This window comes from Orrella marina (assembly GCF_003058465.1).
Lineage (GTDB): Bacteria > Pseudomonadota > Gammaproteobacteria > Burkholderiales > Burkholderiaceae_B > Algicoccus > Algicoccus marinus.
Window position 1 is genome coordinate 1,817,730 of the sequence record NZ_CP028901.1, and the last position, 15,214, is coordinate 1,832,943.

At 56.0% G+C, this 15,214-nt stretch carries 15 protein-coding genes; 7 read left to right on the forward strand and 8 right to left on the reverse strand.

Annotated features, from left to right (window positions below; all coding sequences use genetic code 11):
* Nucleotides 1–21: 21 nt before the first annotated feature.
* Entirely contained in the window at nucleotides 22–972 is a 951-nt protein-coding gene (locus DBV39_RS08135) for a hypothetical protein (protein WP_108621103.1), read from the reverse strand.
* Between the two features lie 36 nt (nucleotides 973–1,008).
* Here DBV39_RS08135 and DBV39_RS08140 point away from each other — a divergent pair, with 36 nt between their 5' ends.
* Nucleotides 1,009–2,193: a pyridoxal phosphate-dependent aminotransferase gene (locus DBV39_RS08140; protein ID WP_108621104.1), complete on the forward strand. Its 1,185-nt coding sequence runs from the start codon at nucleotides 1,009–1,011 to the stop codon at nucleotides 2,191–2,193.
* A 45-nt stretch (nucleotides 2,194–2,238) separates the two neighbouring features.
* On the opposite strand, the gene DBV39_RS20715 is transcribed toward DBV39_RS08140, so the two are convergent.
* Nucleotides 2,239–2,760 carry a lytic transglycosylase domain-containing protein gene (locus DBV39_RS20715; protein ID WP_108621105.1) on the reverse strand — a complete coding sequence of 174 codons (522 nt, stop codon included), beginning with the start codon at nucleotides 2,758–2,760 and terminating at the stop codon, nucleotides 2,239–2,241.
* Between the two features lie 8 nt (nucleotides 2,761–2,768).
* Nucleotides 2,769–3,113, reverse strand: coding sequence for a hypothetical protein (locus tag DBV39_RS08150; protein WP_108621106.1), 345 nt, complete (start codon nucleotides 3,111–3,113; stop codon nucleotides 2,769–2,771).
* Nucleotides 3,114–3,149: 36 nt separating this feature from the next.
* Between DBV39_RS08150 and ubiD the strand changes: the two genes are divergently transcribed.
* The gene (ubiD, locus tag DBV39_RS08155; RefSeq protein WP_108623177.1) at nucleotides 3,150–4,694 is read left to right on the forward strand and encodes a 4-hydroxy-3-polyprenylbenzoate decarboxylase; all 1,545 of its coding nucleotides are present in this window, start codon (nucleotides 3,150–3,152) and stop codon (nucleotides 4,692–4,694) included.
* Nucleotides 4,695–5,091: 397 nt separating this feature from the next.
* Here the strand turns inward: ubiD and DBV39_RS08165 are convergent, their stop codons facing one another.
* The 5 genes from DBV39_RS08165 to dacB form a co-directional block, all read right to left on the reverse strand.
* Complete coding sequence (locus tag DBV39_RS08165) at nucleotides 5,092–5,421, reverse strand: hypothetical protein (protein ID WP_108621107.1); 330 nt, start codon at nucleotides 5,419–5,421, stop codon at nucleotides 5,092–5,094.
* Nucleotides 5,418–5,879, reverse strand: a complete 462-nt coding sequence (locus DBV39_RS08170) for a phage holin family protein (protein ID WP_108621108.1) — start codon at nucleotides 5,877–5,879, stop codon at nucleotides 5,418–5,420. Before DBV39_RS08170 ends, DBV39_RS08165 begins: the two co-directional genes overlap by 4 nt.
* Nucleotides 5,880–5,893: 14 nt before the next feature.
* Nucleotides 5,894–6,211, reverse strand: coding sequence for a DUF883 family protein (locus DBV39_RS08175; protein ID WP_108621109.1), 318 nt, complete (start codon nucleotides 6,209–6,211; stop codon nucleotides 5,894–5,896).
* A gap of 250 nt (nucleotides 6,212–6,461) precedes the next feature.
* Nucleotides 6,462–7,112, reverse strand: coding sequence for a uracil phosphoribosyltransferase (upp, locus tag DBV39_RS08180; protein ID WP_108623178.1), 651 nt, complete (start codon nucleotides 7,110–7,112; stop codon nucleotides 6,462–6,464).
* Between the two features lie 345 nt (nucleotides 7,113–7,457).
* A complete protein-coding gene (dacB, locus tag DBV39_RS08190; RefSeq protein ID WP_108621111.1) occupies nucleotides 7,458–8,897 on the reverse strand; it encodes a D-alanyl-D-alanine carboxypeptidase/D-alanyl-D-alanine endopeptidase in 1,440 nt (479 codons plus the stop codon).
* 517 nt (nucleotides 8,898–9,414) lie between these two features.
* Between dacB and queA the strand changes: the two genes are divergently transcribed.
* The 5 genes from queA to secF all read left to right on the forward strand — a co-directional run bounded on the left by queA (nucleotide 9,415) and on the right by secF (nucleotide 14,966).
* Nucleotides 9,415–10,515, forward strand: coding sequence for a tRNA preQ1(34) S-adenosylmethionine ribosyltransferase-isomerase QueA (gene queA, locus DBV39_RS08195; RefSeq protein WP_108621112.1), 1,101 nt, complete (start codon nucleotides 9,415–9,417; stop codon nucleotides 10,513–10,515).
* Nucleotides 10,505–11,635, forward strand: coding sequence for a tRNA guanosine(34) transglycosylase Tgt (gene tgt / locus DBV39_RS08200; RefSeq protein WP_108621113.1), 1,131 nt, complete (start codon nucleotides 10,505–10,507; stop codon nucleotides 11,633–11,635). Before queA ends, tgt begins: the two co-directional genes overlap by 11 nt.
* 91 nt (nucleotides 11,636–11,726) lie before the next feature.
* Nucleotides 11,727–12,065, forward strand: coding sequence for a preprotein translocase subunit YajC (yajC, locus tag DBV39_RS08205; protein ID WP_108621114.1), 339 nt, complete (start codon nucleotides 11,727–11,729; stop codon nucleotides 12,063–12,065).
* Nucleotides 12,066–12,133: 68 nt separating this feature from the next.
* Nucleotides 12,134–14,014 (forward strand): protein translocase subunit SecD, encoded by a 1,881-nt coding sequence (gene secD / locus DBV39_RS08210; RefSeq protein WP_108621115.1) that lies wholly within the window; start codon nucleotides 12,134–12,136, stop codon nucleotides 14,012–14,014.
* Between the two features lie 4 nt (nucleotides 14,015–14,018).
* A complete protein-coding gene (secF, locus tag DBV39_RS08215) occupies nucleotides 14,019–14,966 on the forward strand; it encodes a protein translocase subunit SecF (RefSeq protein WP_108621116.1) in 948 nt (315 codons plus the stop codon).
* Nucleotides 14,967–15,214: the final 248 nt, after the last annotated feature.

Genomic DNA, 15,214 nt, shown 5'->3' on the forward strand with positions numbered 1-15,214 from the left:
ACGATTTTGATTCTATCCGGTTTAGTCCTGGCAGGATAGGAACACCATATCAGGATCCATCGCGCGCTTGATTTTCATATCGATTTCCCTTGCTTCGGGTAGTCGATCAACTGGATTGACTGAATCGACCCCACGTTCGCACGCTGCGGAACCAGACGCATCAGACGATTCGCCATTATCGGGTGAACGAATGTGTGCGGCAACCACCCATCCCAGACTGCCACGATGCCCCAGCAAAAGGTGTGCCAGATTGATCTCCACACCGTCTCTGGCCACGAGCGCATCGAGCCTGTAGCGCAGCGGCCACTGCGGCTCAGTGCCAGTGTGAGCGCCTGCCTGCATCCACTGCTCGACCAAAGGATCAGCGGTCAGCTGAAACAGCGACGGTATCGATCGCTGGGCAGCCATCGAGCGCAATGGCTGACTATCCTTGACACCAAACTGGCCGAGCACCTCGATCGAACCGTCGGGATACAGCCACTCGATCGCCTCAATGCGGTACTGCCCGAGAGTTCCTGGCGGCGAGTTCACCGGCAACAAAGCTATCCACTGGGCCAGATTGGCTTGTCCAGGCAACCCGTCCCATGTGTGAACCGCCAGCCCTGCAGCCTGCATGACTTGAACTGGACAACCCGCCTGCACTCGCCACACCTGCTCACCCGCAGGCATGAGCGTTCCCCACGCTTTGCCCGCGCCCACCTGGAGCACAGGGCGCTGCGCATCCGGGCCGCCCAAGGGCAGGCCATCAAGTGCCATGCAAACCCGATATTCCCTGCACAGGCTCAACGCATGAAACACATCCTCCTGCCGTGCAGGCTCGAGTCTGGCCAGCGGTGCACTGTCCCGCTTGACAAGGCTCACCTTGCCTTCACAACTGCGTTTAAGCCGCGCAAGAAACCGCAACCAGGGATCATTCCCCTTAAAACTGCGACCAAACAGAAACGAACGCCTGGAAGTAGGCTGATCCGACACTACAATTCTCCTCAGGAACAACCAGACTCAATCCCCATGACACTCCCTACACTTGCCCGCCGTACCGATCACATTCTGCCATTTCACGCGATGTCTATTTTCAAGCGCAGCTCCGAACTGGCGCGTGAAGGACGCGACATCATCAGCCTGGGCATCGGCGAGCCCGACTTCGGTGCGGCACCTGAAGTGGTTCGGGCGTTGCACACTGCATCAGACGCAGGACTCGGACGTTACAGCCCCGCGCTCGGAATCCCCGCACTGCGCGAGGCAATTGCGCAATTTTATTCTGATCAGTTCAGCGCTGCAGTAGACCCTTCGCGTGTAATCGTGACATCTGGTGCAAGTGGTGCGTTGCTACTTGGGAACATGGCACTCGTCAATCAGGGCGACGAGGTGCTCATGCCTGACCCATGCTATCCCCCCAACATCAACTTTGTGACCGCTGCAGGTGGTACTACACGGCTTATACCCACCGAAGCACAGTACGGATTTCAGCCGACTCTGGAGCAAGTCGAATCGAGCTGGTCCGACAAGACGGCTGGCATTTTGCTGGCATCCCCCGGCAATCCGACCGGCACATCGATCGACCACGAACGGCTCTCGGGCATCATCGAATCTGTCCACGCGAAGGACGGCTTTGTCATGATGGACGAGATTTATCTCGGACTGTCCTACACCGAGACTCGACGCTCCGCTCTGAACCTGAGCCAGGACCTTGTGATTCTGAACAGTTTTTCAAAATACTTTCACATGACGGGCTGGCGGCTGGGATGGATGATCGTCCCAGAACACATGGTTCTCCCAATTGAGAATCTGGCATCGAGTCTGGCGATCTGCCCGCCAACCTTGTCACAGCATGCCGCGCTAGCCTGCTTCACACCCGATTCGCTGGCAGTATTCGAACATCGTCGGGAAGCTTTCAAAAAACGCCGGGATTATTTTGTGCATGCTTTGGAATCAATCGGCCTGACGGTTCCTGCGCAACCCGATGGTGCTTTTTACGTATATGCCGACATTAGTCGCTTCTCTCACGATAGTGATGAACTGGCCCGCCAACTGCTTGAGCTCGGGTCTGTCGCGGTCGTGCCTGGCATGGACTTTGGACCCACTCATGCCAAGCGCATGATCCGCCTCTCCTACACAATGGGGATCGACCGGCTTGAACAGGCGATCGAACGAATGGACAAGGTAATAAATTCGCCGAAGACCCGCCTCACTTAGCGCATTAGCCAACTCAAAGAACTGAGCTATGCCGCCAGAGGTTACCTACCTTGGCAGGGCGATCTTGGCAGCCAGCGCCATCCGGCGCTGCTCAGCCAGTACTTTTGTACTGTAGCCCCCATCATTCGGACCAGTCGCCCCGACATAACACTTCAGACCGTTGGTGACCGACCCTCGACGACGAATACAATCCGCGAGAATCTGCGCACCGACCTTGACGTTATGTTGAGGATGGAACGCTGCATCGTCCTCCTGCCCGAGCGCCTCAAACTTGTCCGTGTGGACACGCGTCATTACCTGCATAAGACCCTGCGCTCCCGCCCCACTTTCAGCATAGGGATTAAAACGTGACTCGACCGACATCACGGCAAGAATCAGCACAGGGTTCACATCAAGCTCCCTGCCCGCCAGCAGCACTGTTTCAACCAGACGGTTCACGACTGCTTTACCCACCCAGTATTTACGTGCGATATAACTCTCGAGCGCATCGAGCTGGGTCCGGGTAATCTTGAAGTGTTTCATCGCCTCTTCGATGCGATCAACGCGATTGTTTCCAAGCAGTCCCATCGGCTCCGTTAGCTTGACAGGCTCCTCAACCTTCTCTTCCGGGGGGGCTCCAGACGGGCAAGGCGGCGAGCCGGTATCTCGTCAAGATCAACAGGACTGACTTGCGGTGCAACAGCTGCCGGATCAATCGCAGCAGCCGGGTCGACCTCATACTGGTCGGGCACAAGCGCAATCAGTACAGCCTGGTGTAGGATGCTGGCCTGGCCGCGCAGGCTGGGCACAGTCAGCACCATGACGACAATCACGATCACGGCCACACCCAGATAGGCAGCAACTGTACGAATGATGTCCATTACGCGAGCCTGCCAATAGAGCCAGCCTTTGCGTTCTGTAAGTGATAATGAATCCGGCATACGCCCAATTTAACCACTTTTTTGGGGAACCTTGCTTTGCGATACAAAGATTTGCGAGACTTTCTCGACCAGCTTGAAGATCAAGGCGAACTCAAGCGAATCAAGGTCCCGGTCGATACTCATCTGGAGATGACCGAGATTTCAAACCGGGTTCTACATCAGGAGGGACCCGCTCTGCTGTTCGAGTCCGCTCGCCATCTTGGCAAGTCCTCGGGCCTGCCGGTGCTGGCCAACTTGTTCGGAACACCACAGCGTGTCGCACTCGGAATGGGTGCTGACTCTGTCGGCGCCTTGCGTGAAATCGGCCACCTGCTTGCCAACTTGAAGGAACCTCAGGCGCCCAGTGGCTTCAAGGATGCACTTGGCAAGGTTGCAATGCTCAAAGCAGCCCTCTGGGACATGTCACCTAAACAAGTGCGCGGCGCACCATGTCAGGAAGTGGTATGGGAGGGGCAAGACGTCGACCTGGCAAAACTTCCCATCCAGACATGCTGGCCCGGGGACATTGCACCTTTGCTGACCTGGGGTCTCGTGATCACGCGCGGGCCGAACGCGAAACGCCAGAACCTTGGCATCTACCGCCAGCAAGTGATCGGCCGAAACAAGCTGATCATGCGATGGCTGTCACACCGCGGCGGCGCACTCGACTTCAGGGATCACTCACTGGCCAACCCCGGAAAGCCATTCCCGATCGCGGTTGCGCTTGGGGCCGACCCCGCGACAACGCTAGGTGCGGTCACACCCGTTCCGGACTCTCTATCCGAATATCAGTTCGCCGGGCTGTTGCGAGGAGGTCGAACCGAGGTCACCAAAGCGCTCGGCAGTGATCTTAGCGTTCCTGCAACAGCCGAGATCATTCTCGAGGGCCACATTCTTCCCGACTCTGACCCTCGCATTCAGCACGGAACAGTCCCAGAGGGTGCGCACCCACGACCGCCAGGGCTGTACGAAATGGCACTTGAAGGTCCGTATGGAGATCACACGGGTTACTACAACGAGCAGGACTGGTTTCCAGTCTTCACCGTCGAGCGCATCACCATGCGGCGCAACCCGATCTACCACACCACCTATACCGGCAAGCCACCAGATGAACCCGCCGTTCTGGGTGTGGCCCTGAACGAGGTGTTTGTTCCACTGCTTCAGAAACAATTACCGGAAATCACCGACTTCTACCTGCCACCAGAAGGTTGCAGTTATCGGCTGGCAGTGATTTCCATACGCAAACAATACCCGGGACATGCAAAGCGGGTCATGTTCGGCATCTGGAGCATTCTTCGCCAGTTCATGTATACGAAGTTCCTCGTGGTTGTCGATGACGATATCAACATTCGTGACTGGAAGGAGGTCATCTGGGCTATGACCACACGAATGGATCCTGTACGTGACGCGTTGCTGGTCGAGAACACACCAATCGACTACCTGGATTTTGCCTCGCCGGTTTCAGGACTAGGTGGCAAGATGGGTATGGACGCCACCAACAAGTGGCCGGGCGAAACACAACGAGAATGGGGAACGCCGATTGTCATGGACGATGCCACTCGCAAGAGGGTGGATGAAATCTGGAACACGTTAGGGCTGTGAGGAGAACCCGGGTATTCTGAACTGACAGCGTCAGAATACCCGGGCTGGATCAGACGTGCGCAGTGATCGCCACCGAAGCACTGCAAACCAGGAACATGAGCCGTTCGGCCAAAGGCACGCTGGAACAACCGGGGGAAGGGTCAGGCAGAAAGCCGGCCTGAACCGGGAGATTCTTTAGGCAGGGCTGGGCATGGCGCATCAAATGCTCGTGTACAAAGCTCGCGTACAAAGCGGTAGAGGCGGGTACGCGCCTGCATTGGTCGAACACGCGCCAGGTCAAAGTCTGTGACCCGCGCGCGCCCCCGCTACAACGACGCAAGGAGTTTAGCAATGGGAGAGTTCATATTGTTTCGCGGAATATTCAGGCAGTCTGATCAGCACACCACCCTTGACCGAATCAGTCGCTCTTTCGATACCGGGTTGCTGCCCACACCACTAATGCGACGCCGCCAGCCACCAAAAGTCGTTTGGGGCGCCGGAGTTGACTGGTCAGGAGAGAGGCTGCGCTCGACAACAGATAGGGATACTGGAATGCGAGTTGCCCGACCTGTCCCAGAACACCTGATGCTGAACCTGGTAGCAGATTCAGCATCTGCTCACGTGGATCCAATGAATGCCGCAGTTGCGAGGCATGAGCGCTGATGGACTCTCGTTCCAGCGCAGCGCGGGTACGAAGCAACTCGATCTTCAAGGCGCGATCAAATGCAACCGAACGTGGCCTGCTCATGGATTCGTCCTCTTGCTGACTGCCTCGTCACCGCTGCCACGAGAGGGCTGTTGTCGGGCTGATGCGCCGTCGTGTTCCGCACCGCCCTCGAGCGCCTGCATCAGTAGACTGACATCTTTACCAAGCTCTTCGACTGACGCGGAAAAAGGATGATTCTCTGAGTTTTCAAGACGTCGCTTGAGAAGAATCAGGCTGACCAATCCCGCTACCAGATAGATAAGCAAGAGCCCGATAACCACCCAGTTACGGTAGGGAGTTGGCCAGGCAAGTGTCACCACCAGCAGGCTGAACATCATGGCAGCAAGCCACAGGAAGGATACGCCTGCCAGTAACAGCCCGACCAGGACGGCAACCTGAGAACGGGCCTGCTGCCACTCAACTCCGAACAGATCTAGCCGGGTACGCATGGCACCCAGGATCTGCCCGAACAAGGACCGGATTGAACCGCGTATGGTCATCTGAATGAGTACGCCTAGCGACGGCTGACCAGCAATCCGAGCAGCAGGCCCGCAGCTGCCGACACCGTGATTGCCTGCCAAGGATTCGTGTGAACGTACTCGTCAGTCGCTCGAACGGCCTGACGGCCCTTCTCGACGACGGAATCCTGAACGTCGTATAGGGCAAGGCGGGTGCGTTTGAGTGAATCGAGCGCTTCCTCACGCAAGACGTCGGCCTTGTCACCCGTTTCGGCGGCTGCCTGCCTTAACAGGCTCTCCGCATCGTCGAGTGCGGTCTTGACCGAGTCGATCAGCTTTTCTTGTGCAGCTGACGCTTCATGCTTTCTGGCCATTTCAAACCTCCTGTCTGTGTTCCGACTGGCAGCACACGCTGTCAGCCTTGATAACAACAGTCGAAACCGGCTGTTGCGACTTGTACGTGATGACTTCCGGACACTTGTCTGACACACGAACCTGGCCCCAACAGCGTCCAGCACATCCCGTATCAAATTTGTTGATCGAAATGTTTTCTGATCCGTTTCAGACTGAAATTCAAAGCAATCCAGACTGACATCAATCGATGACTCACGATATCAGAAAAACTTAAACCGAAGTGTCATGTCCCTTCTGTTTCGTACCAAATATCCGGTCTCCTGCATCTCCCAGGCCAGGCATGATGTACCCGTCTTCATTCAGACCGTGGTCCACAGATGCGGTGTAAATATCGACATCCGGATGAACAGATCGTACTCGCTCTATGCCCTGTGGTGCAGCCACCAGAACCAGTGCTCTGACCTCCTTGCAGCCAGCCTTCTTGAGCAGATCAATCGTCGCAACCATTGAACCACCCGTCGCAAGCATAGGGTCGACAATGATCGCCAGTCGCTGGTTGAGTTCGCCTACCAGTCTCTCAAAATACGTCTGCGCCTGCAAGGTATCCTCGTTGCGGGCAATTCCGACCGTACTGACCCGGGCCCCGGGAACCAGATTCAGCACGCCATCAAGCATGCCGATCCCGGCGCGCAAAATCGGCACCACTGTCACTTTCTTGCCGGCCACCCTCTCGACTTCGACCGGACCGCACCAGCCTTGCTCGGTGTGTTTCTCAAGGATGAAATCCTTGCTGGCCTCGTACATCAGGAGCTCTGTGATCTCCAGAGCAAGCTCCCTGAAACTTTTAGTGCTCAACGCTTCCCGGCGCATTAGTCCGAGCTTGTGACGCACCAATGGGTGCCTGATTTCATAAAGTGCCATCTTGTTCTTTTCTCCAGCCTTATCGACAATCCCTTGATTTTTCGCCCAGGTCTTGCTTGATCCAGGACTGCACACCGTAACTTCCTGCCTGCCAAGCTTTCTCTTTGCTTGAATACAGTAGGGTATTGTCGCTCAAATGCATTGATGACGTCACGAGGTACTGGTCACACACCGTGTATTTCTTTGAGACATTGCTGCCTGAAGCGCGCGACGTCGAAGAGCATGGAAGAAATCCAAGTCGACGCAAAAATCGAAATGAGTGACTGCCTCATTCCGGACATCATGCCCACTGCTGTGTCGCTTTGCAACAATTCGACAAACAGAGAGAATGAGCGAAAAATGTGCTTAGTCACGTCGCTCGATCAGCCACTGCATGACCGTGTTCTCGAACTCTCGAGCCTTGTAGGATTCGGGGTGGTTGACCATGCTGACGAACACATAGCGATCCCCGCTTGCCGACAGAACGTAACCGGCAATCGCGCGGACGTCACGCAAGGCACCTGTTTTCATATTGGCATAGCCTTTTGTCTCTGGCCCTCTAAGACGCCGCCGCAACGTCCCGTCGACACCCAGTATCGCCATGGACGAGAGAAATTCAGGCATCGAGGGGGAACGCCAAGCCGTCTGCAACATCGCAGCGAGCTGATTCGCAGACACACTGGCATTTCTGGACAACCCCGAACCGTTTTCGATCACCGCAGTGGAAAAGTCCAGACCCTGCCTACCCAGAACGGCCTTGATCCGGTTCACGCTGCCATCAATTGTCGATGGACGCAGACCAGACTGCGCCCCGATCGTCAACAGCAAGACCCTGGTCATCACATTATTGCTGCGCTTGTTGATGAAACGAATGACCTCAGCAAGCGGGGGGGATTCATGTGCGGCGACCGGCACAGCATCCGCGGGGACCTGTCCAGCGCGAACCTGCCCCGTCATGCTGCCACCGATCTCTTCCCACATCGTCTTGAGAACCTTCGCTGCCATGGTCTGCTGATCGAAGGCCAGTCGGTACATGTCGAATTCGCCACAGGATCCATGCGCACGACCCGCAGCCCGAAATCGAACCTGATCGCCAGTGACGATTGTTTCGAGCGACACCTGAGGCGCACTGCGACAGGGACCTGAAAGCCATTGAATATCACTATCAATGTCGATTCCTGGTATGCCTGGATCAATGAAGCCTCGCCATGCATTTCGTTGAGCATCCGGAGTAAAGACCAGCCGGATTGCCCCGAAGCCCACCATAAAAGCATCAGGACTCGCGTTATAGGGCCGATCAGGTCGACCATCAAACTCGCCGGGATCAATTGCGACATCCGAAAAAAGTGACCTGTCCACGATCACATCCCCGATCTGGGTGATACCTCGCAGTCGCAACTCACGCATCAGCCGCCACAAATCCTCAAGCAAAAGCATTGGGTCTCCGCTTGGGCGAAGGTACAGATTACCCGAAAGCACCCCTTGATCACTGACTGTCGCCTTAGCATCGGTCAAAAACGCTGTCTGCCAGACAAAGTCCGGCCCAAGATCTGAAAGGGCTGACCAAGTGGTGATGAGCTTCATCACCGACGCCGGATTGCGAGGTTCGTCCACGTTCAGTCCGGCAATGCGAGCCCCTTGAACTTTCTCGATTACAAATGATGCAGATGACTCCGGCAAGCCTGTCTTGCGCCACGCATCCGACAGTTCTGCAGGCAACCCTTGCGCTTGCGCTCCCGCTACCATTACCGACAAAGCGGCACCTGAAACCCATCTTGCAATACTTGCGCCAACCGAACGTACCATGAAGTTGATTCCCCTGCTTCCTGATCGCAACGCGAAAGTGATACGCAGATCCGGAAAGCCATCCGGTCAATCTGCCGCCTCGCATACTGTTCACAGCAACCCGCGAGCCAACTGTCTCCAGAGGTCGTGTGTCGCTGTACGCGTAACAGTACCTAGGAATGCCCTAAATCAGCAAGTTTTGTGTGAAGCGCGTTGACTTGGCGCAAAAGAAGCACGTTCCGGACCATCTCGAACGCCAGTTGCACTGCGAGCAATGCAATGACGCGAAAGACTCTGCGTCACCTCAAGTTAGCTGGCTGGTACGCTGGCCCGCCCGCTGCTGTCCACTACAATACCGCCTTGCAAACCCGAATGCGCGAGCAATCTCCAGCGCCGCCGCTTCTACTGATGTGGATCCAGCACTCGCCAGATCTGGCACGGTTAGAGAACCGTGCCAGGGACGCCTTAGTGAAGTTTCCACAAGACCCCGAGATACCCAGAAGCCAGCGATGGACCCATCGCGACACAGACACCCAACATGACTACTGCCCCTTCGACAACGCTTACGCTGGACGACTTCAACTACGAACTGCCGCAGGATCTGATCGCACAGTTCCCTGCAGCCTCGCGGACAGATAGCCGATTGCTGCATCTGGCAGCAGATGGCTCGCTTGTCGACCGTGCATTCACTGACATCATGCAACTGATCAGACCCGGTGACCTGCTGGTTTTCAATGACACGCGAGTCATCAAGGCCAGACTACATGCAAGCAAGAGAACGGGAGGCCGCGTTGAGGTACTGATCGAGCGCATCATCAGTCCACACGAAGCACTAGCGCACGTCAGAGCAAGCAAGTCACCCAAGCCTGGCACCTGGCTCGAATTCGACTCAACCGTCCAGAAAGCAGGAGAGCCGGGCTCTAAGGCTGAGGTCACTGCACGCGAGGAGGATCTCTTCCTGTTGCGTTTCGAGCAACCTGTGCTGGAAGTTCTCGATGAGATCGGCCACGTGCCACTGCCCCCCTACATTACCCATCAGGACGACGACCAGGATGCCTCACGCTACCAAACGGTTTACGCGCGACACCCTGGTGCGGTTGCTGCGCCGACTGCAGGACTGCATTTTGACCAGACGCTGCTTGATGAACTTGCCCGGCGGGGCATCAAGCAAGCATTTGTAACCTTGCATATCGGAGCAGGCACATTCCAGCCAGTCCGGGAGTCAGACCTCTCCAGACACAAGATGCATTCGGAGTGGTACACCATTGATCAGGCATGTGCCGATTTGATTCAGGAGACACGCAGGCAAGGATCGCGCGTCATCGCCGTGGGCACCACCAGTGTTCGCGCACTTGAGTCGAGTGCTGTCGCAAATCTGGGGCGTGTCAGCGCACACAGCGACCAGACACGACTGTTCATCACACCGGGATTCGAATGGAAAGTGGTCGACGCGATGATCACGAATTTTCATTTACCCAAATCCACACTATTGATGCTTGTCGCCTCGTTCTGCGGTCTTCAATCCATGCGAGACGCTTATGCGCATGCAGTGGCCCAACGGTACAGATTCTTTAGTTACGGTGACGCAATGTTCATCGAAAAACCCACTATCCAGGAAGGATTCTGTCATGCAGTTTGAAGTCCTCAAGACTGAGGGACGCGCCAGACGTGCGCAACTAACCCTGAACCATGGTGTGATTCAGACCCCCGTATTCATGCCCGTGGGTACTTACGGTAGCGTCAAGGCCATGTTGCCGCACGAGTTAGAGGATATTGGAGCGCAGATCGTCCTTGGCAACACCTTTCATCTGTGGCTACGCCCAGGGCAAGAGATCATCCGCGCTCACAACGGCCTGCATGGATTCATGGGATGGGATCGCCCCATCCTGACCGACTCCGGTGGGTTTCAGGTGTTCAGTCTTCAAGGCATGCGCAAGATTTCAGAGGAAGGAGTCAAGTTTGCCTCGCCCATAGATGGCTCCCGACTCTTTCTCACGCCTGAAGTATCTATGGAGATACAGACCTCGCTCAACAGTGACATCGTGATGGTGTTTGACGAGTGCACGCCTTACAAGATCAACGACGTCGTCGCCACCCACGAACAGGCCGCAAAGTCCATGCGAATGTCAGCGCGCTGGGCACGTCGCTCACGCGATGCATTTGACGAACTTGGCAATTCGAACGCGCTGTTTGGAATCGTCCAAGGTGGCATGTACGAAGATCTTCGAGAGGAGTCGCTGGAGGCACTGGTTGATATCGGATTCCACGGTTACGCGATTGGTGGTTTGTCGGTCGGTGAACCCAAGCAGGACATGATGCGGGTGCTAGAGAACATCACACCTAAACTGCCAGCCAATGCGCCGCGCTACCTGATGGGAGTGGGCACACCGGAAGATCTGGTCGAGGGCGTTTCAAAAGGCGTGGACATGTTCGATTGCGTGATGCCAACCCGTAACGCACGCAATGGCTGGCTCTTCACCCGCAATGGTGACATCAAAATCCGGAACGCCCGTTACAGGGATGACACCCGGCCCCTTGATCCGGAGTGCGGATGCCACACCTGCAAGAATTTCTCCCGCGCCTACCTGCACCACCTGCAGCGCGCCAACGAAATCTCAGGCGCAAGGCTGAATACGCTGCACAACCTTCATTTCTATCTGGACATCATGTCCCAGATGCGCGAGGCCCTTCAGAATGGGACGTTTACACTCTGGAAATCCCGCTTCCTCGAGCAGCGTGCCTCCAACTCGGTACAATAACCGCCCGGAAGGCACTGTCCGAGAACAAACTCGCTGGCTGTGTATTGCCCGTTATTCTTATTCGTATTTGCAAGAAACTAGGAGGCTTTGAATGTCTTTGCAAGAAACTGCCGGTGTGGTGCTGGCTCAGGCGGCAGATGCTGGATCCCTGATGGGCCTGCTGCCCATCGTCCTGATGTTTGCCATTCTTTACTTTCTGATGATTCGTCCCCAGATGAAACGCCAGAAGGAACACAAGGCATTGGTCGCAGGTCTGGCCAAGGGCGATGAGGTAATCACAGCAGGCGGTCTGCTCGGTCGCGTCACGAAGGTTAGTGATGCCTACATTCACATGGAAGTAGCTGAACTCGCTGACAAGCCCGTCGAAATCCTGGTGCAGCGCAGTGCCGTCCAGATGGTTCTGCCCAAGGGCACCATCAAGGCCATCTGATTCCGTTTTTTCCCCGATGCAACGGTGACAGCCTCTGTCACCGTTGCAGTCATTGATACGTTGCGCTCATGAATCGCTATCCCCTGTGGAAGTACCTTACCGTCCTGGTCGCCCTGGTTCTCGGTGTTCTGTACACCTTGCCAAATTTTTTTGGTGAATCACCAGCCGTCCAGGTATCCAGTGCCAAGTCGACTATCAAGGTCGAACCGGAGATGCTTCAGCGGGTGCAGTCTCTGCTGCAGCAAGCAGACATTACAACGACTGGTTCAAGTTTCGAGCGCAACGGACCCGTTGGCACTATCCGGTTCCGGTTCGCCAACACCGATATCCAGATCAAGGCACGTGATCTGATCGAAAGGGCACTGAATCCGAACCCCCAGGACCCCGACTACACGGTCGCGCTGAACCTGCTTCCTGCTTCTCCGCAGTGGCTCTCGGCCATTGGCGCCAATCCGATGTACCTCGGACTCGACCTGCGAGGAGGTGTGCACTTTTTGCTGCAAGTCGACATGGAGGGCGCTCTGACAGCCCGCTATGACTCGATTGCCACAGACTTCCGGGCAACTCTGCGTGATCAGCGAATTCCGACCAGCGGAATAGAACGTGAGGCCATGTCCGTCGTGCTCGCGTTTCCAGATGACGGTGCGCGTTCCCGTGCACTTGCTCTGCTGCGTTCACGCAGCAACGACATGACATTTCAGGAAGGCGCTGGCCAGGGAACGCTCGAGGGTCGCCCGATTCTGACCGCACGCATGACTGACGCCACGATCGCGAGCGTACAGAGCAGCGCTCTCAGACAGAACATCACCACATTGCACAACCGGATCAACGAACTCGGTGTGGCCGAACCTGTCATCCAGCAACAGGGCTCTGACCGGATCATTGTTCAGCTTCCTGGAGTACAGGACGTCGCGCGTGCCAAGGAGATTCTCGGACGCACGGCAACACTGGAGATCCGGCTGGTCGACGATTCCCCGACAGCCACCAGCGCCCTGGCAGCAGGGACTGTTCCATTTGGACTTGAGCGCTACGACGATACCGATGGTCGCCCTCTGCTTCTGCGACGACAGGTCATTCTGACAGGTGAGAACCTGCAAGATGCGCAAGCCGGTCGAGACCAGCAAACCCAGCAAGCAGCGGTGCATCTGACACTCGACAACAAAGGCGCCAGAATCTTCCGCGACGTCACCCGCGACAATATCGGGCGGCGCATGGCCATCCTGCTGTTCGAGAAAGGGATCGGTCAGGTCGTAACAGCACCAGTGATTCGCAGCGAAATTCCAGGCGGACAGGTCCAGATTTCCGGCAGCATGTCGGCAGAAGATGCAGCCGACATTGCACTGTTGCTGCGCGCCGGATCACTCGCAGCACCCATGACCATCATTGAGGAGCGCACCATCGGACCTAGCCTGGGTGCCGAGAATATTGAAAAGGGCTTCCAGGCAACGCTATGGGGATTTGTGGCAGTTGTTGCTTTCATGATCGTTTATTACCGCCTGTTTGGCGTGTTTTCATCGATTGGTCTGACACTCAACGTCCTGCTGCTGCTTGGACTGCTGTCCCTGCTTCAAGCGACCCTGACTCTTCCGGGCATTGCCGCAATTGCACTCACCATCGGCATGGCGATTGACGCCAACGTGCTGATCAACGAGCGAATACGAGAGGAGCTCCGACGAGGAGAATCCCCGCAAGCGGCGATCAACATTGGTTTTGAGCGGGCATGGGGAACCATTCTCGACTCCAATCTGACCACCTTGATCGTTGGTATTGCACTTCTGATCTTTGGCACGGGCCCTGTACGCGGCTTTGCGGTCGTGCATTGCCTGGGCATTCTGACATCTATGTTCTCTGCAGTCGTTGGCGTTCGCGCCATGGTCAACCTGACTCATGGTGGCCGCAAGCGTCTCAAGGACCTTTCAATCGGCACGGTCTGGAAGCCAAAGGACTGACATCATGGAATTTTTCCGCATATCCCGCACAATCCCGTTCATGCGCCATGCACTGGCGCTGAACATGATCAGTCTGATCACCTTTCTTGCCGCTGTGCTCTTCATCATTTTCAGAGGTTTCAATCTGTCGATCGAGTTCACAGGTGGAACCGTGATCGAGATCAGCTACGCAGATTCCGCGCCACTTTCCGAAGTCAGGGAAACAGTTGCAGGGCTCGGCTACACAGACTTCCAGGTTCAAAACTTCGGTACATCACGTGACGTGCTGATCAGGCTGCCCCTGGCTGAAGGGCAAACCTCGGCGGCCCAGAGTGAAGTGTTGATGGCGGCGCTAACTGAAGCAACCCAAGGTGTTGAACTGCGTCGCGTTGAGTATGTCGGCCCACAGATTGGTCGCGAACTGGTTGAAAACGGTCTGCTTGCCTTGCTTTTTGTGATCATCGGTATTGTGATCTACCTCGCGGTCCGGTTCGAATGGAAGTTTGCCGTGGCAGGTGTCGTTGCAAACATGCACGACGTAGTCATCATCCTCGGCTTCTTTGCCTTTTTCCAGTGGGAGTTCTCGTTACCCGTGCTGGCCGGGGTTCTGGCTGTTCTGGGATATTCGGTCAACGAATCCGTGGTGATCATGGACCGGATCCGGGAGAACTTCCGCAGGCAGCGCAATGTGGAAGTGCGTGATGTCATTGACGGTGCCATCACTCAGACCATTTCACGGACCATCATCACTCACGGATCGACCCAGATGATGGTGTTATCGATGCTGATTTTTGGTGGCCCTACCCTGCATTACTTCTCACTTGCCCTGACAATCGGCATCTGGTTCGGCATCTATTCCTCTGTATTTGTTGCCGCCTCGATCGCCATGTGGCTGGGTGTCAAGCGTGAGGATCTGGTCAAGCCCGTCAAAAAGGACGACACTGTCGAGGAAACCTACAGCGAACAGAGCTGAATGTAGCGGTGCTGCCCCAGGTATACACCGTCTGGCAGCACCGCTACCTTCATCGTTTTAATGTTTACTGTTTTATTGTGCGTGCCCGCGAACGCTCGACCATGCGGGTTGAGAGCAAATCACAAGGCCCGTTCAAGTTTCACTTTGCCCTGTGCAAGGTGATTGCCGTGCAACACTGCACCCCAGCGGCTCCCTATCAATCGCGGACGGATCCCTTGACCAGCCAACGCTATGCAGGCCCCGCATGC